At 69.3% G+C, this 16,088-nt stretch carries 20 protein-coding genes and 1 riboswitch; of the genes, 11 read left to right on the top strand and 9 right to left on the bottom strand.

The genetic code is table 11. From position 1 onward, the window contains the following. The first annotated feature begins 47 nt into the window (after nucleotides 1–47). Nucleotides 48–137, top strand: a riboswitch (S-adenosyl-L-homocysteine riboswitch). Nucleotides 138–204: 67 nt separating this feature from the next. The 5 genes from ahcY (at nucleotide 205) to WDZ95_RS06455 (ending at nucleotide 4,397) form a co-directional block, all read left to right on the top strand. After that, on the top strand, nucleotides 205–1,638 hold the full coding sequence (gene ahcY, locus WDZ95_RS06475) for an adenosylhomocysteinase (RefSeq protein ID WP_425777088.1): 1,434 nt from the start codon (nucleotides 205–207) through the stop codon (nucleotides 1,636–1,638). 8 nt (nucleotides 1,639–1,646) lie between these two features. After that, nucleotides 1,647–2,408 (top strand): TlyA family RNA methyltransferase, encoded by a 762-nt coding sequence (locus WDZ95_RS06470; protein ID WP_425777086.1) that lies wholly within the window; start codon nucleotides 1,647–1,649, stop codon nucleotides 2,406–2,408. After that, nucleotides 2,405–3,235 (top strand): methylenetetrahydrofolate reductase [NAD(P)H], encoded by an 831-nt coding sequence (gene metF, locus WDZ95_RS06465; protein ID WP_425777084.1) that lies wholly within the window; start codon nucleotides 2,405–2,407, stop codon nucleotides 3,233–3,235. The genes WDZ95_RS06470 and metF overlap by 4 nt, the downstream gene beginning before the upstream one ends. 4 nt (nucleotides 3,236–3,239) lie before the next feature. Continuing rightward, complete coding sequence (locus tag WDZ95_RS06460; protein ID WP_425777082.1) at nucleotides 3,240–3,659, top strand: septal ring lytic transglycosylase RlpA family protein; 420 nt, start codon at nucleotides 3,240–3,242, stop codon at nucleotides 3,657–3,659. A 129-nt stretch (nucleotides 3,660–3,788) separates the two neighbouring features. Beyond that, nucleotides 3,789–4,397 (top strand): OmpW/AlkL family protein, encoded by a 609-nt coding sequence (locus WDZ95_RS06455; RefSeq protein WP_425777080.1) that lies wholly within the window; start codon nucleotides 3,789–3,791, stop codon nucleotides 4,395–4,397. Between the two features lie 37 nt (nucleotides 4,398–4,434). On the opposite strand, the gene WDZ95_RS06450 is transcribed toward WDZ95_RS06455, so the two are convergent. From WDZ95_RS06450 to WDZ95_RS06425, 6 genes are all read right to left on the bottom strand, one after another. After that, complete coding sequence (locus WDZ95_RS06450; protein WP_425777079.1) at nucleotides 4,435–5,541, bottom strand: 2Fe-2S iron-sulfur cluster-binding protein; 1,107 nt, start codon at nucleotides 5,539–5,541, stop codon at nucleotides 4,435–4,437. A gap of 2 nt (nucleotides 5,542–5,543) precedes the next feature. Continuing rightward, nucleotides 5,544–6,065, bottom strand: a complete 522-nt coding sequence (gene paaD / locus WDZ95_RS06445) for a 1,2-phenylacetyl-CoA epoxidase subunit PaaD (protein WP_425777077.1) — start codon at nucleotides 6,063–6,065, stop codon at nucleotides 5,544–5,546. A 4-nt stretch (nucleotides 6,066–6,069) separates the two neighbouring features. Continuing rightward, nucleotides 6,070–6,909 (bottom strand): 1,2-phenylacetyl-CoA epoxidase subunit PaaC, encoded by an 840-nt coding sequence (gene paaC, locus WDZ95_RS06440; RefSeq protein ID WP_425777075.1) that lies wholly within the window; start codon nucleotides 6,907–6,909, stop codon nucleotides 6,070–6,072. Further along, nucleotides 6,906–7,202 (bottom strand): 1,2-phenylacetyl-CoA epoxidase subunit PaaB, encoded by a 297-nt coding sequence (paaB, locus tag WDZ95_RS06435; RefSeq protein WP_166229866.1) that lies wholly within the window; start codon nucleotides 7,200–7,202, stop codon nucleotides 6,906–6,908. Before paaB ends, paaC begins: the two co-directional genes overlap by 4 nt. After that, nucleotides 7,199–8,215 carry a 1,2-phenylacetyl-CoA epoxidase subunit PaaA gene (paaA, locus tag WDZ95_RS06430; protein ID WP_425777073.1) on the bottom strand — a complete coding sequence of 339 codons (1,017 nt, stop codon included), beginning with the start codon at nucleotides 8,213–8,215 and terminating at the stop codon, nucleotides 7,199–7,201. Before paaA ends, paaB begins: the two co-directional genes overlap by 4 nt. A gap of 104 nt (nucleotides 8,216–8,319) precedes the next feature. Continuing rightward, nucleotides 8,320–9,234 carry a 23S rRNA (adenine(2030)-N(6))-methyltransferase RlmJ gene (locus tag WDZ95_RS06425; protein ID WP_425777071.1) on the bottom strand — a complete coding sequence of 305 codons (915 nt, stop codon included), beginning with the start codon at nucleotides 9,232–9,234 and terminating at the stop codon, nucleotides 8,320–8,322. 176 nt (nucleotides 9,235–9,410) lie between these two features. Between WDZ95_RS06425 and rplM the strand changes: the two genes are divergently transcribed. The 5 genes from rplM to erpA all read left to right on the top strand — a co-directional run bounded on the left by rplM (nucleotide 9,411) and on the right by erpA (nucleotide 11,929). Next, complete coding sequence (gene rplM / locus WDZ95_RS06420; RefSeq protein WP_166229872.1) at nucleotides 9,411–9,842, top strand: 50S ribosomal protein L13; 432 nt, start codon at nucleotides 9,411–9,413, stop codon at nucleotides 9,840–9,842. Between the two features lie 10 nt (nucleotides 9,843–9,852). Further along, complete coding sequence (rpsI, locus tag WDZ95_RS06415) at nucleotides 9,853–10,245, top strand: 30S ribosomal protein S9 (RefSeq protein ID WP_166229874.1); 393 nt, start codon at nucleotides 9,853–9,855, stop codon at nucleotides 10,243–10,245. Nucleotides 10,246–10,397: 152 nt separating this feature from the next. Continuing rightward, nucleotides 10,398–11,057 (top strand): DUF6776 family protein, encoded by a 660-nt coding sequence (locus tag WDZ95_RS06410; protein WP_425777068.1) that lies wholly within the window; start codon nucleotides 10,398–10,400, stop codon nucleotides 11,055–11,057. A 28-nt stretch (nucleotides 11,058–11,085) separates the two neighbouring features. Then, nucleotides 11,086–11,487, top strand: a complete 402-nt coding sequence (locus WDZ95_RS06405) for a bactofilin family protein (protein WP_425777066.1) — start codon at nucleotides 11,086–11,088, stop codon at nucleotides 11,485–11,487. Nucleotides 11,488–11,563: 76 nt separating this feature from the next. Then, nucleotides 11,564–11,929, top strand: a complete 366-nt coding sequence (erpA, locus tag WDZ95_RS06400; protein WP_166229880.1) for an iron-sulfur cluster insertion protein ErpA — start codon at nucleotides 11,564–11,566, stop codon at nucleotides 11,927–11,929. Between the two features lie 68 nt (nucleotides 11,930–11,997). On the opposite strand, the gene WDZ95_RS06395 is transcribed toward erpA, so the two are convergent. Next, nucleotides 11,998–13,395 (bottom strand): peptidoglycan DD-metalloendopeptidase family protein, encoded by a 1,398-nt coding sequence (locus WDZ95_RS06395; protein WP_425777063.1) that lies wholly within the window; start codon nucleotides 13,393–13,395, stop codon nucleotides 11,998–12,000. 205 nt (nucleotides 13,396–13,600) lie between these two features. Here WDZ95_RS06395 and tyrS point away from each other — a divergent pair, with 205 nt between their 5' ends. After that, nucleotides 13,601–14,863 carry a tyrosine--tRNA ligase gene (tyrS, locus tag WDZ95_RS06390; protein WP_425777061.1) on the top strand — a complete coding sequence of 421 codons (1,263 nt, stop codon included), beginning with the start codon at nucleotides 13,601–13,603 and terminating at the stop codon, nucleotides 14,861–14,863. Between the two features lie 16 nt (nucleotides 14,864–14,879). Here tyrS and WDZ95_RS06385 read toward each other — a convergent pair whose 3' ends face one another. After that, nucleotides 14,880–15,560: an ankyrin repeat domain-containing protein gene (locus WDZ95_RS06385; protein WP_425777060.1), complete on the bottom strand. Its 681-nt coding sequence runs from the start codon at nucleotides 15,558–15,560 to the stop codon at nucleotides 14,880–14,882. After that, entirely contained in the window at nucleotides 15,557–16,063 is a 507-nt protein-coding gene (locus WDZ95_RS06380; protein ID WP_425777058.1) for a GlcG/HbpS family heme-binding protein, read from the bottom strand. Before WDZ95_RS06380 ends, WDZ95_RS06385 begins: the two co-directional genes overlap by 4 nt. Nucleotides 16,064–16,088 lie beyond the last annotated feature (25 nt).

Genomic DNA, 16,088 nt, shown 5'->3' with positions numbered 1-16,088 from the left:
TGCGATTGGTTGCACCCGTGCGGCGGCGGCTTGGATAGAATCGCGCCCCATCCGAGGAGCGTTGCAGCGCCCCACCCGCCCCCGGCGGGCCGCGGGCGTGAGGCTCGGACCCCTGTTTGCAACGACGCTCATCCACAGTACGTGCGATGGGCTTTTTTTCATCTGCCCCCGCCGTGCCGTGGTTCCACCTCACAGGAGCGCCACATGAATGCACGAGTGAACCCCGTCAGCGCCGACAGCGCCATTGCCGACATCAACCTGGCCGATTGGGGCCGCAAAGAAATCCGCATCGCCGAAACCGAGATGCCCGGCCTCATGGCCATCCGCGAGGAATACGCGGAGAAGCAGCCGCTCAAGGGCGCGCGCATCACCGGTTCGCTGCACATGACCATCCAGACCGCGGTGCTCATCGAGACGCTGCAGGCGCTGGGCGCCGACGTGCGCTGGGCCTCGTGCAACATCTTCTCCACCCAGGATCACGCCGCCGCCGCCATCGCGGCCAACGGCACGCCGGTGTTCGCCATCAAGGGCGAGACCCTGGTCGACTACTGGGACTACACGCACCGCATCTTCGACTTCGGCCCCAAGGGCACGCCGGGCGAAGGCCCCAACATGATCCTCGACGACGGCGGTGACGCCACGCTGCTCATGCACCTGGGCAAGCGTGCCGAGAAGGATCCTTCGGTGCTGGCCAACCCCGGCAGCGAAGAAGAGCGCATCCTGTTCGCGGCCATCAAGGCCAAGCTCGCGCAGGACAGCACCTGGTACAGCCGCAAGAGCGCCGAGATCATCGGCGTGACCGAAGAGACCACCACGGGCGTTCACCGCCTGAAGGAAATGTCGGCCAAGGGCACGCTGATGTTCCGCGCCATCAACGTCAACGACTCGGTCACCAAGAGCAAGTTCGACAACCTCTACGGCTGCCGCGAGTCGCTGGTCGACGGCATCAAGCGCGCCACCGACGTGATGATCGCCGGCAAGGTGGCCGTGGTCTGCGGCTACGGCGACGTGGGCAAGGGCTCGGCCCAGGCGCTGCGCGCGCTGTCGGCCCAGGTGTGGGTGACCGAGATCGACCCCATCAACGCCCTGCAGGCCGCCATGGAAGGCTACAAGGTCGTGACCATGGAGTACGCCGCCGACAAGGCCGACATCTTCGTGACCACCACCGGCAACCGCGACGTCATCACCTACGCGCACATGGCCGCCATGAAGGACCAGGCCATCGTCTGCAACATCGGTCACTTCGACAACGAGATCCAGGTGGCGCAGCTCGAAGAGAAGTGCCAGTGGGAAGAGATCAAGCCGCAGGTGGACCACGTGATCTTCCCCGACGGCAAGAAGATCATCCTGCTCGCCAAGGGCCGCCTGGTGAACCTGGGCTGCGGCACGGGCCACCCCAGCTTCGTGATGTCCTCGAGCTTCGCGAACCAGACCATCGCCCAGATCGAGCTGTTCGCCCACAAGGACGCCTACGACATCGGCAAGGTCTACGTGCTGCCCAAGCACCTGGACGAGAAGGTGGCGCGCCTGCACCTGAAGAAGGTCGGCGCCATGCTCACCGAGCTGACCGACGATCAGGCCGCCTACATCGGCGTGCCCAAGCAAGGCCCCTACAAGCCCGACACGTACCGGTATTGATCGCGGCCGTGCGTGCCGACCAGTTGCTGGTCGAGCGCGGACTCGCGGCGTCGCGCTCGCAGGCCCAGCGGCTGATCGCCGCGGGCGTGCGCTGGCGGCTCGGGGCGGGGCAGGCCTGGAGGCCCGTCGCCAAGAACGGCGAGCTGCTGTCCCCGCTGGCCGAGCTGGAACTGTCCGACGCCGCCGAGGCGCGCTACGTGTCGCGCGGCGGCTTGAAGCTCGAAGGCGCGCTCGCGCACACGGGCTTCGCGGTGCAGGGCTTGCGCGCGCTCGACGTGGGCCAGAGCACCGGCGGCTTCACCGACTGCCTGCTGCAGCGCGGTGCCGCGCAGGTGGTGGGCGTGGACGTGGGCAGCGGTCAGCTGCATGCGCGCCTGCGCAGCGACCCGCGCGTGATCGCACTCGAACACACGAACGCGCGCGGGCTCGACGCCGACGCACTGCGCGCGGCCGGCGCCGAGCCGCCGTTCGACCTGATCGTGGGCGACCTGTCGTTCATCTCGCAGACGCTGGTGTGGCCGGCCCTGCTGCCGCTGCTGAAAGCGGGCGGCCACGGGCTGGTGCTGGTCAAGCCGCAGTTCGAGCTGCAGCCCGGCGACATCGGCAAGGGCGGATTGGTGAAAGACGCGGCCAGCCACGCGCGGGTGCGCGCGCGCATCACCGACGCGCTGCAAGGCCTGGGCCTGCAGCTGCTCGACTATTTCGACAGCGCCATCGCCGGCGGCGATGGCAACCGCGAGTACTTCGTCTTCATTCGGAAACCGGCATGAACCTGCCCATCAGTTTCGAGTTCTTCCCGCCCAAGACGCCCGAAGGCGCCGAGAAGCTGCGCGCCGTGCGCCAGCAGCTCTACGTGCGCCAGCCGCTGTTCTGCTCCGTCACCTATGGCGCGGGCGGTTCGACACAAGAGGGCACCTTCGGCACCGTGCGCGACATCCTCGCCGAGGGCGTGGATGCGGCCTCGCACTTCTCGTGCATCGGCGCCACGCGCGCTTCGGTGCGCGCGCAGCTCGCGCAGCTCAAGGCCATGGGCGTGAAGCGCCTGGTGGCGCTGCGCGGCGACCTGCCCAGCGGCTACGGCCTGGGCGGCGAGTTCCAGTACGCGAGCGATCTCGTGGCCTTCATCCGCGCCGAGACCGGCGAGGACTTCCACATCGAGGTCGCGGCCTACCCCGAGGTGCACCCGCAGGCCAAGTCGCCCGAGGCCGACCTCAAGGCCTACGTGACCAAGGTGAAGGCCGGTGCGCACTCGGCGATCACGCAGTACTTCTACAACAGCGACGCGTATTTCCGCTTCGTCGACGACGCGCACCGCCTGGGCGCCGAGGTGCCGGTGGTGCCGGGCATCATGCCCATCACGAGTTCGGCGCAGCTGCTGCGTTTCTCCGACGCCTGCGGCGCCGAGATCCCGCGCTGGATCCGGCTGCGCCTGCAGGCCTACGGCGACGACACCGCGTCCATCAAGGCCTTCGGCCTCGACGTCGTGACCGACCTCTGCGACCAGCTGCGCAACGCGGGCGTGCCGGGGCTGCACTTCTACACCATGAACCAGAGCGTGGCCACGCTCGAGATCCTGCGCCGCCTCGACGGCCACTGACGCCATGCCCCGGCACCGCCTGCTCGCGCTCGTGCTGGTCGCCACCCTCGCCGGGTGCGCGACCGGGCCCGCGCCGCGCGACGCCAGCGGTGCGCCGGCCGTGGCGGTCGACGAGGCCGAGGTGATCGAGCGCGGCATGGCCTCGTGGTACGGCGATCGCCACCACGGCCGCCGCACCGCGAACGGCGAGGCCTTCGACATGAACGCGCTCACCGCGGCGCACCGCACGCTGCCCTTCGGCACGCGCGTGCGCGTGCTCAACCCGGCCAACGGCGCGTCGGTGGTGGTGCGCATCAACGACCGCGGCCCTTATGCGCAAGGCCGCATCATCGACCTCAGCCGCGCCGCGGCCGAGCGCCTGGGCCTGCTGCGTGAGGGCGTGGGCGCGGTGCTGCTGTTGCCCACCGACGACGCGCGGCCTTGACCTGCGTCAAACCCCGGCAGCGCTGCGGATTCGGGAGCGCGCGCGCTTGATCTGACGCAAGCGCGCGCCAGCGGGCGACTTCTGTAATGCGTGTGGGGACTGTTCCCCGGCATCGCAACACACAAGATCATGAAACCGCATCACATCGCCGCGGCCGTGGCGGTCACGGCCGGCCTTCTCGCCTCCGGCGCCGCCCTGGCGCAGGACTTCAACGCCGGCACCGTGCTCGTGCGCGCGCGCGCCGTGCACCTGGACAGCGCCAACAAGGACAGCACCGGCCTGGGCCTGTCGATCGACAACAAGGCCCTGCCCGAGGTGGACTTCAGCTACTTCTTCACGCCCAACATCGCGGCCGAGCTGATCCTCACCGTGCCGCAGAAGCAGCACGTGTATTCGAACGGCACCGAGATCGGCACGCTCAAGCACCTGCCGCCCACGCTCACGCTGCAGTACCACTTCCACACCGACAGCGGCATCAAGCCCTACGTGGGCGCGGGTCTGAACTACACGCGCTTCAGCTCGGTGAAGCTGCTGGGCGGCGCGGCCGACATCGACCGCAACAGCTGGGGTCCGGCGCTGCAGGTGGGCGTGGACATCCCGCTGGCGAAGAACCTCTACCTCAACGTCGATGTGAAAAAGGCGTACATCAAGACCGACGTGAGCGCCGGCGGCACCAAGGTCGGCAGCTTCAAGGTCGACCCGCTGCTCGTGGGCGTGGGCCTGGGCTGGCGCTTCTGAGGCCCGATGCCGCCGGGCCCCGGCCCGGCGGCGTGCTTCAACGCTCGTCGTAGCTCACCACGAGCGCATCGCTCGTGGGCCGGGCCTGGCAGCTCAGCACGAAGCCCTGGTCGGTCTCCCAGGGTTCGAGCGTGAAGTTCTTGTCCATGGCCACGCTGCCCTGCATGACCTTGGCGCGGCAGGTGCAGCACACGCCGCCGCGGCACGACCAGGGCAGGTCGAGCCCGGCCTCGAGCGCCACGTCGAGCACGTGCTGGTCGCGGCCCATGCGCAGCGCGTGCGGCTTGCCGTCGAGCACCACGGTGAGGGCCACCTCGCCCTCGCTGGCGTCGGCGTGGCCGAGCTGCACCTGTTCGCGCTGCGCGCGCGGCAGGGCGTCGAGCGCAGGCGAGCTGAAGCGCTCGGTGTGGATGCGCTCGGGCTTCACGCCCGCGCCGAGCAGGGCCTGCTCGGTCGCCTCGATCATGGCCTCTGGGCCGCAGATGAAGACCTCGTCCATGCTGGGCACGGGCAGCAGCGCGGCGATCAGCGCGCGCACCTTGTCGCCGTCGATGCGGCCTTCGAGCAGCGGCACCTCCTGCGCCTGGCGCGAGAGGATGTGGACCAGCGTGAGCCGGTCGCGGAAGCGGTCCTTCAAATCCTGCAGCGCTTCATTGAACATCACGCTGGCCATGCGGCGGTTGCCGTAGACCAGGGTGAACTTGGCCGTGGGCGATTCTTCGAGCGTGCTGGTCATGATGGACAGGATGGGCGTGATGCCCGAGCCCGCCGCGAAGCCCACGCGGTGGATCGCGCGCGGGCGGTGCACGGTGAAGCGGCCATCGGGCGGCATGGCCAGCAGCGTGTCGCCGGCCTTGAGCTGCGTGGCCGCCCAGTTGCTGAACACGCCGCCTTCGACCGGGCGGATGCCCAGCGTGAGCTCGCCCTTGTGCGTGTACACGCTGCGCGGGCTGCTGATGGAGTAGCTGCGGCGCACGTCCTGGCCGCCGATGAGGGCGCGCAGCGTGAGGAACTGGCCCGGCTCGAAGGCGAAGGCGCTGCGCTGTTCGGGCGGCACGGCCAGCGTGACGGCCACCGAGCCCGCGGCCTCGGGGCTCACGCGCGCGACGGGCAGTTCGACGAATCCGCGGGGGCTGGTGCTCATGGTCAGTAGGGCTTGAAGAGGTCGAAGGGTTCGAGGCAGTCGAGGCAGCGGTAGAGCGCCTTGCACGCGGTCGAGCCGAAGGGCGAGGTTTCGGTGGTGTGGGTGGAGCCGCAGCGCGGGCAGGGCACGGGCTGGGTGGCGGCGCGGCGCGCGAAGGTGACCACCTTGTCGCTGCCGTGCGCGGCGCGGCCGTTGGGCGGCGCGATGCCGTAGGCGCGCAGCTTCTCGCGCGCTTCGGGCGTCATCCAGTCGGTGGTCCAGGCCGGCGCGAGCTGCGTGACCACGCGCGCTTCGAGGCCGGCCGCGGTGAGCGCGGCGCGGATGTCGTCCTCGATCTGCCCCATGGCCGGGCAGCCGCTGTAGGTGGGCGTGATGACCACCTCGGTGACGCCGTCGGCACCGCTGCGCACCTCGCGCAGGATGCCGAGTTCGCTCAGGCTCACCACCGGGATCTCGGGATCGCTCAGGGGCGCAAGGGCCGCGTGAACGGCGGCCAGCGGATCGGTGCGCAGCGCCGCGTTCATGGCCTCACCAGACGGCCGCGGGGTGCTCGCGCGCCAGGCCCTGCATCTCGGCGAGCACAAAGCCCATGTGCTCGGAGTGCACGCCGTGTCGGCCCTGCGTCACGTAGCCGCCGCCGGCGGGCCGCTTGAGCGTGGCCTCGGCCACGGCCTCGTCGACCAGGGCGTCCCAGGCGGGCTTGAGCGCCGCGAGCGCCACGCCCGTGCCGTTGGCCACGGCCGCGGCTTCGGCGGCGTCGCCGATCCAGAATTCCTGCGTGTAGGGCAGCAGGTGGTCGAGTGCGGCCTGCGTGCGCGCCCGGCTGTCGTCGGTGCCGTCGCCCAGGCGCACCAGCCAGTCGCCCGCGTGGCGCAGGTGGTAGCGCACCTCCTTGAGCGATTTGGCTGCGATGCCCGCGAGCTGTGTGTCGGCGCTGTGCTGCAGGCGTTCCCACCACAGCGCCATGAGCGCGGCGTAGAGGAAGTTGCGCACCGTGGTGGTGGCGAAGTCGCGGTCTTGCCGCGCGGGGCCCGCGAGCGGTCCGTGGTGCGGCAGTTCGAGCAGCGTGAAGTTGCGGAACTCGTGCGCGCCGCGGAAGTACGCAAGCGTGTCTTCGCTGACGCCGCCGTCCACGCGCGCGCCCTGCAGGTGCGCGAAGCGCTGCGCCTGTTGCGGGTCGGCGTTGATCTGCGCGGCCGCGTGCTGGTAGAGCAGCCGCGCCTGGCCCAGGTGGTCGAGCGCGTGGTTGGCGAGCGCCAGGTCCTCTTCGAGAATGGGGCCGTGGCCCGCCCACTCGGCGTTGCGCTGGCCGAGCAGCAGCGCGTTGTCGGCCAGGTGCAGCAGGTGATCGACCGGCGCGGCGCTCACATGTGCCCCACTTTCTCGGGGATCTCGTAGAAGGTGGGGTGGCGGTAGATCTTGTCGGCCGCGGGATCGAAGAACGCGTCCTTCGAATCGGGCTCGCTGGCCGTGATGCTCGCCGAAGGCACGACCCAGATGCTCACGCCTTCCTGGCGGCGCGTGTACACATCGCGCGCCATCTGCAGCGCGTGTTGCGCGTCGCTCGCGTGCAGGCTGCCGCAGTGCTTGTGCTCCAGGCCCTGCTTGCTGCGCACGAACACCTCCCACAGCGGCCATTCCTTCAAAGCGGGGGTGCTCATGCGGCCTCCTTCAATTGGCGTTGCTGTTGCTTGCGCGCGTGGGCCAGCGCGGCTTCGCGGACCCAGGCGCCGTCTTCCCAGGCCTTCACGCGCGTGGCCAGGCGCTCCTTGTTGCAGGGGCCGTTGCCGTTGACGACCTGCCAGAACTCGTCCCAGTCGATGGCGCCGAAGTCGTAATGGCCGCGTTCGGCGTTCCACTTGAGCTCGGGGTCGGGCAGGGTCACGCCGAGCACCTCGGCCTGCGGCACGGTGGCGTCGACGAACTTCTGGCGCAGCGCGTCGTTGCTGATGCGCTTGATGCCCCAGCGCATGCCTTGCACGCTGTTGGGGCTGTTGTCGTCGGGCGGGCCGAACATGGCCAGGCACTTCCACCACCAGCGGTTCACCGCGTCCTGCACCATGGCCTTCTGCTCGGGGGTGCCCTGCATCATGGTCAGCAGCGATTCGTAGCCCTGGCGCTGGTGGAAGCTTTCTTCCTTGCAGACGCGGATCATGGCGCGCGCATAAGGCCCGTAGCTGCAGCGGCACAGCGGGATCTGGTTCATGATCGCCGCGCCGTCGACCAGCCAGCCGATCACGCCCACGTCGGCCCAGTTCAAGGTGGGGTAGTTGAAGATGGAGCTGTACTTGGCGCGGCCGCTGTGCAGCGCGTCGAACATCTGGTCGCGGCTGGTGCCCAGGGTCTCGGCCGCGCTGTAGAGGTACAGGCCATGGCCGCCTTCGTCCTGCACCTTGGCCAGCAGAATGCTCTTGCGCTTGAGGCTCGGCGCGCGGCTGATCCAGTTGCCCTCGGGCAGCATGCCCACGATCTCGCTGTGCGCGTGCTGGCTGATCTGCCGCACCAGGGTCTTGCGGTAGGCCTCGGGCATCCAGTCGCGCGGCTCGATCTTGCCGTCGGCGTCGATCACGGCGTCGAAATGGGCCTGCAGCGCGGCGTCCGCCTCGCTGGCCACGGGCTGCAGGGTCGCGGCGGGCGGGCCGCCGTCGGGCACGTTGAAGGATTGGGTGTACATGCGCGTCTCCTCGCCATCGCGGGCGTGGCGCGCAGTCTAGCAAATTAACCGACCGATCGGTTGGTTAATTGAGTGGCGCCGTCGGGCGGCGCGCGGGACCGGGCTCAGCCCTCGCCCGATTCCAGGGTGTGGCCCTGGCCGCGGCCGCGGCCCAGCACCTTCACCAGCAGCGGCAAGGTCTCGGCCAGCGCGGCCGACAGGGTGTGCGGCGGGTTGATCACGAACATGCCGCTGGCCGTGAGGCCGGGGCGTTCGTCGGGCGCGAGCGGGGGGTGGCCCACGGCCAGGGTGGCGTGCAGCCAGGGGCGACCCGCGCGCTGCGCGTGGCCGCGCAGCTTGCGCGGCAGGTCGTGCGCCTCGGTGCGTGGGATCACCGGGTACCAGACCACGTAGGTGCCGGTGGCGAAACGTTTGAGTGCATCTTGTATGCAGGCGCTCACTTTGGCGTAATCGCTCTTGAGCTCGTAGCTCGGGTCGATCAACACCAGGGCGCGGCGCGAGCCCTTGGCGTCGGCCGGTGGCGGCAGCAGGGGCTTGAGGCCCTCGAAGCCGTCTTCGCGCTTGACGACCACCGCGCGGCCGGCGTCGAGCTGGGCGATGTTGGCCGACAGGGTTTTGCCGTCGGTCGGGTGCAGCTCGAACAGCTTGAGCCGGTCGCGCGATTCGTGGCGCATCAGCTGCTGGATCACGAAGGGCGAGCCGGGGTAGACACGCAGCGAGCCGCTGGGGTTGAAACCGGCCACGAGGTCGAGGTAGTCGTCGAGCAGCGGCGTGCTCGCGGGGGCGGGGCCGCTCGCGGGGCGCTGTGCGGCAAACAGGCGCACCACGCCGTGTTCCGCCTCGCCGCCCTTGTCGGCGAAATCGCTGTCGAGCCGGTACAGGCCGGCGCCCGCGTGCGTGTCCACCAGCGTGATCGCGGGCGGCTTGAGCATGAGGTGGCGCAGCGTGGCGATCAGCACCAAGTGTTTGAGCACGTCGGCGTGGTTACCGGCGTGAAAGGCGTGGCGGTAGGAGAACATGGGCCGCGCATGGTAGCGCCGGAATTGCCCCGGGCGCCGGGATTTCGTACAATCGCGGGCTTCGCAGCGTTTTTGCTGGCCCCGCGGCGAAGCTTCCAACACCACCTAAGAGGGTTCCGAAAGAGAACCGCCGACCGTGGAAAAGGGCCGCCAAACCCTCGTAACAGAGAAAACTCATGACCAAAACGTTCAGCGCCAAACCCGCTGACGTGAAGCACGAGTGGTTTGTGATTGACGCGACCGACAAGGTCCTCGGACGAGTTGCCAGTGAAGTGGCTCTCCGACTGCGCGGCAAGCACAAGGCCATCTACACGCCTCACGTCGATACCGGTGACTTCATCGTCGTCGTCAACGCCGCCAAGCTGCGAGTGACGGGCACCAAGTCCACCGACAAGATCTATTACCGCCACTCGGGCTTCCCGGGCGGCATCTACGCCACCAACTTCCGCGACATGCAGGCCAAGCACCCCGGCCGCGCGCTGGAGAAGGCCGTCAAGGGCATGCTGCCCAAGGGCCCGCTGGGCTACGCCATGATCAAGAAGCTCAAGGTCTACGGCGGCGCCGAGCATCCTCACACCGCCCAGCAGCCGCAGGCGCTGGACATCTAAGGAGCCCTGAATGATTGGTGAATGGAACAACGGCACCGGCCGTCGCAAATCCAGCGTCGCCCGCGTGTTCCTCAAGAAGGGCAGCGGCAAGATCACGGTCAACGGCAAGGACATCGCGGTGTTCTTCGGCCGCGAAACCTCGATCATGATCGCCAAGCAGCCGCTGATGCTGACCAACCACGCCGAGACCTTCGACATCCAGGTCAACGTGCATGGTGGTGGTGAATCGGGTCAGGCCGGCGCGGTGCGCCACGGCATCACCCGCGCGCTGATCGACTACGACGCGAGCCTCAAGCCCGCGCTGTCGCAAGCCGGCTTCGTGACCCGCGACGCCCGCGAAGTGGAACGGAAAAAGGTCGGTCTGCGTTCTGCACGCCGCCGCAAGCAGTTCAGCAAGCGCTGATCCTCCGGCCACGGCCCACAGAAACCGCCTGCAAGTTCCGCTTGGGGCGGTTTCTGCTTTCTGGGGCCTGTTTTCTTTTGCTTGCACTTGAATGAAAGGCTTGCATGCGTTGGCGCTTGGGGCGTAGGCGGTGGTCGGCGGGGGCGCCGCGCATGTCGGTGCGCGGGGCGTTGCCCTGGCCCCTGCGCTGGCTGCTGCTGGCGCTCATGCTGGGCTTTTCGGGCGCACTGGCCCTCTGGGCCTTCGAGTTCGGCCGCGACCTGGCCGGCCTCGACCGCGATGCGCGTCAGGAGCTTCAGCAGCTGCGCCGCGAGGTGGTGAGCCTGCGCACCGAGCTCGCCGAGTCGCAGGCGCAAGGCAACGTCGCGCAGAGCCAGCGCACCATCGAGCAGGCCTTGCTCGAACAGCTGCGGGTGCAGATCCGCCAGCTCGAGGCCGACAACCAGTCGCTGCGCGCCGACCTGGGCTTCTTCGAGCGCCTGCTGCCCGCAGGCAGCGGCGACGAGCTCGCCATCCGCGGCCTGCAGGCCGAGCGCCTGTCGCCCACCCAGTGGCGCTGGCAGGTGCTCATGATCCAGCCGGGCCGCCGTGCGCCAGAATTCCGCGGATCGCTGGAAATCAGCTTTGCCGGCACGCTCGCGGGCAAGCCCTGGACCGCCAAGCAGGCGCCGGCGCCACAGGCGGTGCTGGTCAAGGGCTACCTGCGCCAGGAAGGCGTTGTCGAGCTGCCTGCCCAGGCCGAGATCAAGTCCGTGACCGCCAAGGTCCTTCAGGGCAACGCGGTCCGGTCGGTCCAGACGTCCGGCCTGTGACACCCACCGACGTTCAGAGGAGCCCACCATGTTCGGCAAGACCAAGCAGCCCCCGATCAAGAGCCTGATCGCACAGGGCACCCGCATCCAGGGCGACCTGCAGTTCGCCGATGGCCTGCGCATCGACGGCGAGGTCGGCGGCAACATCCGTGCGGTCGACGGCCAGTCCAGCCTGCTGATCGTGAGCGAGGTGGCCTCGGTCACCGGCTCGGTCGAGGCCGACCACGTGATCATCAACGGCCACGTGAAGGGCCCGGTGCTCGCGCGCGAACTGCTCGAACTGCAACCCAAGGCCCACATCGAGGGCGACGTGACCTACCGCTCGATCGAGATGCACCAGGGCGCGCGCATCTCGGGCCAGCTGCGCCCGGTGGCCGCCGACGGCAGCGTGGAAATGCCCACACTGAAATTGGCGGCAAACAACCGATAGCCGCAATCCCGAGCGCCCTGCCGTACCATTCAGGGTATTCGCGGGGCAGCCCGCCCCCACGAGAAGAGGAATTCCCATGAGCGCTGTTGCCGAGACCGTCCAGACCGACATGCCCGCCCCGCTGGTTTTCACCGACAGCGCCGCCGCCAAGGTGGCCGAGCTGGTGGCCGAAGAGGGCAATCCCGACCTCAAGCTGCGCGTGTTCGTGCAAGGCGGTGGCTGCTCGGGCTTCCAGTACGGCTTCACCTTCGACGAGGTTGTCAACGAAGACGACACCGCGATGAACAAGAACGGCGTGACCCTGCTGATCGACGCCATGAGCTACCAGTACCTGGTCGGCGCCGAGATCGACTACAAGGAAGACCTCCAGGGTGCGCAGTTCGTGATCAAGAACCCGAACGCCACCACCACCTGCGGCTGCGGTTCGAGCTTCAGCGTCTGAGCCTTCTGCCGCCGGCATGAAAAAAGGAGCCCCAGGGCTCCTTTTTTGTGGGCGGGCGCGGGGGCCGCTCAGTCGGCGCTGGCCTGGCGCACCTGGGCGGCGGCCTCGAGCTTGCTGCGCTGGGCCTGGGCCACGGCCGCAAAGCTGCCGCGCAGGTTCTCGGGCAGCTTGATGGCCTCGCTCTCGCGCGCGATCACCAGCGGGTCGCGGTGCACGCCGTTGTCGCGGAACTCGAAGTGCAGGTGCGGGCCGGTGGACATGCCGGTGGAGCCCACGTTGCCGATGAATTCGCCCTGGGCCACGCGCTGGCCGGTGCGCACGCCGATGCGGCTCAGGTGCGCGTACACCGTGACCTGGTTGTTGCGGTGGCGCACGAAGATCACGTTGCCGTAGCCGCGCTGCACGCCCGCGAACTCCACCAGGCCATCGCCCACGGTGCGCACCGGCGTGCCCGTGGGGGCCGCGAAGTCGACACCGAGGTGGGCGCGCTGGGTGCCCAGCACCGGGTGGAAGCGCATGCCGTAGCCGCTGCTCACGCGCGAAAACTCGAGCGGGGAGGACAGGTAGAAGCGGCGCTTGCTTTCACCGTCGAAGCTGTAGTAGCCGCCCTTCATGCCCGGGGCTTCGAACCACACGGCCTCGTGCGTGCGGCCGTTGTTGATGAAGTCGGCGGCCAGGATGCGGCCGGTCTTGAGCGGCTCACCGTCGGCCACCAGGGCTTCGTAGACCACGTGGAAGCGGTCGCCCTTGCGCAGGTCGCGGCGGAAGTCGATGTCGCTGGCGAACATCTCGGCCAACTGCACCGCGACCGCGTCGGGGATGTTGGCGGCGTCGGTGGCCGCGAACAGCGAGCTGTTGATCTCGCCGCTCACCAGGCGCGGGCTGGCTTCGAGCCGGCCCTTCTCGAGCCGGGCGCTCAGGCCGTCGGGCGCGCGCTCGACCACCAGGCGCAGGAAGCCGCGGTCGTCGCGCGGATCGACCCAGCGCGCGGTGAGGCGCTCGAGTTCCTGGCTGGGTGAGGCTTCGGCGTGCACCAGGCGGGTCTGGCGGCTGGCGAGCAGCTGGCGGGCCAGCGGGTCGCGGCCCAGGAAGGTCTGGGCTTCGGTGTCGTTCACGCCCAGGCGTTTGAGCAGGCTTTGCGGTGTGTCGTCGCTGCGCGTGGTGTCGCTGCGGTACAGGGTCCAGGGCTTGGTGTCGGCCAGCAGCGGGTTGCCTTGTTCGAGGCCCAGGGGGATCAGCGGCGAGGCGATCAGCGTGGGCTGGGCCGACGCGGGCAGGGCCTCGACCACCTGGTGCACGGGCAGGTCGGCGGCGTCGGGGGCGAGCGGGGCAATGCCGAAGGCCGTCACGCCGGTGCCGAGCAGGAGAACGCCGAGGCTGCCCATGAGGCGGCGGGGGTGGCGGGCGATCGATTCAGCGGTCTGGCGGCCCAGGCCGGCCGCCGCGTTCAGGGTCTGGCGTATCAATTTCGGTCATCCATGAAAGGGCCGGTGAGGGCTCTTGGCCACACACCGGCGTCCAGGGAGTGAGCGGGCGGCGCTGCGAGAGTTCACGCCGCGGGCCGGCTTTACACGTGTGCTTTGCCATGTGCAAAAAACACGCCAACTAAAATCCGGCGACAACCGGCAAGTGTACCCACGGGCCGGGCCCCTCCCATCGGAACAAACACGTATGAAGAACGGCTCAATTTCGCCCGACCTGCCGACCTCGCGCCCCAGCGGCGCCGAAACGCTGACCGACGGCGTGCGGCACGCGCTGGCCGTCACCCGGCGCGGGTGCGAAGAATTGATCCCCGAGGCCGACTGGGTGCAAAAATTGTCACGTTCGGAGCGCACCGGCACGCCGCTGCGCATCAAGCTGGGGCTCGACCCGACCGCGCCCGACATCCACATCGGCCACACCGTGGTGCTCAACAAGATGCGCCAGCTGCAGGACCTGGGGCACACGGTGATCTTCCTCATTGGCGACTTCACCTCGCTGATCGGCGACCCCTCGGGCCGCAACAACACCCGTCCGCCGCTCACGCCCGAGCAGATCAAGGCCAACGCCGAGACCTATTACAAGCAGGCCAGCCTGGTGCTCGACCCGGCCAAAACCGAGATCCGCTACAACAGCGAGTGGAGCCTGCCGCTGGGCTCCATGGGCATGATCCAGCTCGCGGCCAAGTACACCGTGGCGCGCATGATGGAGCGCAACGACTTCCACCAGCGTTTCACGGCCGGCACGCCGATCAGCGTGCACGAGTTCCTCTACCCGCTGATGCAGGGCTACGACTCGGTGGCGCTCAAGAGCGACCTCGAACTCGGCGGCACCGATCAGAAGTTCAACCTGCTCATGGGCCGCCACCTGCAGGCCGAGTACGGCCAGGAGCCGCAGTGCATCCTGACCATGCCGCTGCTCGAAGGCCTCGATGGCGTGGACAAGATGTCCAAGTCCAAGGGCAACTACATCGGCATCGCCGAAGACGCCAACACCATGTTCGCCAAGGTGCTGAGCATCTCCGACGACCTGATGTGGCGCTGGTACACGCTGCTGTCGTTCCAGTCGATCGAGGCGATCGAAGCCCTGCGCCGCGAAGTGGCGGAGGGGCGAAATCCCAAGGACGCCAAGGTGATGCTGGCCAAGGAGATCACCGCGCGCTTCCACAGCGCCGCGGCCGCCGACGCGGCCGAGCAGGACTTCATCAACCGCTCCAAGGGCGGTGTGCCCGACGACATCCCCGAGGTGTCGCTGTCGGGCGCGCCGCTGGGCATCGCGGCGCTGCTCAAGTCCGCCGGCCTGGCGCCGTCGTCGAGCGAGGCCAACCGCCTCATCGATGGCGGCGGGGTGCGCGTGGACGGCGCCGTGGTGAGCGACAAGGGCCTGAAGCTGCCCGCCGGGACCTACGTGGTGCAGGTGGGCAAGCGCAAGTTCGCGCGCGTGAGCCTGAGCTGAGCGGGGCGGCTGCGGCTCAGCGCGCGCCGGCCTGCTCGAGCATCGCCACCATCTCGCCGTAACCGCGCGCCTTCGCGAGCGCGAGCGGCGTCTGGCCCTGCCGGTCTGCGAGCTGCAGGTTCGCGCCGGCGCCGATCAGGGCCTTGAGCGTGGCCTGGTGGCGTGCGCCGCCGTCGCCCAGCACGATGGCTTCGATCACCGCCGTCCAGTGCAGGTTGTTCACGTGGTCCAGCGGTGCGCCGGCCGCGATCAGCTGGCGCACCACGCCGTCGTGGCCGAGGTGGGACGCTGCGATCAGCGCGGTGCCGTCGTAGCGGCTGGTCACGAGCTTCGCGCTCGCGCCCAGCTGCAGCAGCACGCGCAGCGTGTCCTCGTCGTCGGCCACCGCCGCGATGGTGACCGCGTCGTAGCGGCCGTGTTCGAGCCGCGCGGTGTCGGCGCCGGCCTGCACCAGCGCCCGCACGGCCTCGCGCTGGCGCGCGAAGGTGGCCACGTGCAGCGGCGTGCGGCCCGCGGCGTCGGTGGCGTCCACCGGCGCGCCGGCCTTGAGCAGGCGCTGCAGCGCGGGGACATCGCCGCGTTGCGCGGCCGCGTGCAGGCCCTGGTAGGCCGCGATTTCGGCCGGCGCCGGCGGCACCTGCGCCGCCACCGGCAGGCCCGCCGCGGCGAGCGTCAGCAGCAGCGCGCGGCGCTTCATTGCAGGGCCGCCTTCAGTTGGTCGAGCGCGGCCACGGCGCACTGCTCGTCCAGGTGGCCGCCGGGCGCACCGCCCACGCCCACCGCGCCGATCACCTCGTTGCCCGCGCGCACCGGCACACCGCCGCCAAGCAGCAGGTAGCCGGGAATGTCCTTGAGGTTGGCCGCCGCGGGGTTTTTCTGCGAGGCCTCCATCATGGCCAGCGTGGTGTTGCGCGCCGAGGCCGAGGTGTAGGCCTTGAGGCGGCTGGCTTCGAGGGTGTGCGGGCCGGCGTTGTCGGCGCGCTGCACCGCGCGCACGTTGCCCGCTCGGTCCACCACGGTGGCCGTCACGGCGTGGCCGTTGGCGCTGCACGCGGCCACGGTGGCGGCGGCGATCTGGTTGGCGAGTTCGAGCGACACGTTGCGCTCGCTGCGCACCAGCGGTGCGGCGGACTGGGCCTGCGCGAAGGCGCTGGCGGCGAGCAGGGACAGAACGAGGGCGGTGCGGATCGGGGTGTTCATGCGGGTCTCCGGGGGGTGTGCTGCG

It is taken from the genome of Hydrogenophaga sp. T2 (assembly GCF_049843535.1).
GTDB classification, from domain to species: domain Bacteria; phylum Pseudomonadota; class Gammaproteobacteria; order Burkholderiales; family Burkholderiaceae_C; genus Hydrogenophaga; species Hydrogenophaga crocea.
This window is presented reverse-complemented; position numbering and strand designations above follow the sequence as displayed.

What these genes read in the sequence shown, in the direction of transcription:
- WDZ95_RS06425 (WP_425777071.1), bottom strand. Translation starts at nt 9,234, where the DNA reads ATGTTCTCCTACCGCCACGCCTTTCACGCCGGTAACCACGCCGACGTG.
- paaA (WP_425777073.1), bottom strand. Translation starts at nt 8,215, where the DNA reads ATGTACACCCAATCCTTCAACGTGCCCGACGGCGGCCCGCCCGCCGCG.
- tyrS (WP_425777061.1), top strand. Translation starts at nt 13,601, where the DNA reads ATGAAGAACGGCTCAATTTCGCCCGACCTGCCGACCTCGCGCCCCAGC.
- rplM (WP_166229872.1), top strand. Translation starts at nt 9,411, where the DNA reads ATGACCAAAACGTTCAGCGCCAAACCCGCTGACGTGAAGCACGAGTGG.
- WDZ95_RS06455 (WP_425777080.1), top strand. Translation starts at nt 3,789, where the DNA reads ATGAAACCGCATCACATCGCCGCGGCCGTGGCGGTCACGGCCGGCCTT.
- ahcY (WP_425777088.1), top strand. Translation starts at nt 205, where the DNA reads ATGAATGCACGAGTGAACCCCGTCAGCGCCGACAGCGCCATTGCCGAC.
- WDZ95_RS06385 (WP_425777060.1), bottom strand. Translation starts at nt 15,560, where the DNA reads ATGAAGCGCCGCGCGCTGCTGCTGACGCTCGCCGCGGCGGGCCTGCCG.
- metF (WP_425777084.1), top strand. Translation starts at nt 2,405, where the DNA reads ATGAACCTGCCCATCAGTTTCGAGTTCTTCCCGCCCAAGACGCCCGAA.
- paaD (WP_425777077.1), bottom strand. Translation starts at nt 6,065, where the DNA reads ATGAACGCGGCGCTGCGCACCGATCCGCTGGCCGCCGTTCACGCGGCC.
- WDZ95_RS06460 (WP_425777082.1), top strand. Translation starts at nt 3,240, where the DNA reads ATGCCCCGGCACCGCCTGCTCGCGCTCGTGCTGGTCGCCACCCTCGCC.
- WDZ95_RS06380 (WP_425777058.1), bottom strand. Translation starts at nt 16,063, where the DNA reads ATGAACACCCCGATCCGCACCGCCCTCGTTCTGTCCCTGCTCGCCGCC.
- paaB (WP_166229866.1), bottom strand. Translation starts at nt 7,202, where the DNA reads ATGAGCACCCCCGCTTTGAAGGAATGGCCGCTGTGGGAGGTGTTCGTG.
- WDZ95_RS06410 (WP_425777068.1), top strand. Translation starts at nt 10,398, where the DNA reads ATGTCGGTGCGCGGGGCGTTGCCCTGGCCCCTGCGCTGGCTGCTGCTG.
- WDZ95_RS06405 (WP_425777066.1), top strand. Translation starts at nt 11,086, where the DNA reads ATGTTCGGCAAGACCAAGCAGCCCCCGATCAAGAGCCTGATCGCACAG.
- rpsI (WP_166229874.1), top strand. Translation starts at nt 9,853, where the DNA reads ATGATTGGTGAATGGAACAACGGCACCGGCCGTCGCAAATCCAGCGTC.
- WDZ95_RS06450 (WP_425777079.1), bottom strand. Translation starts at nt 5,541, where the DNA reads ATGAGCACCAGCCCCCGCGGATTCGTCGAACTGCCCGTCGCGCGCGTG.
- erpA (WP_166229880.1), top strand. Translation starts at nt 11,564, where the DNA reads ATGAGCGCTGTTGCCGAGACCGTCCAGACCGACATGCCCGCCCCGCTG.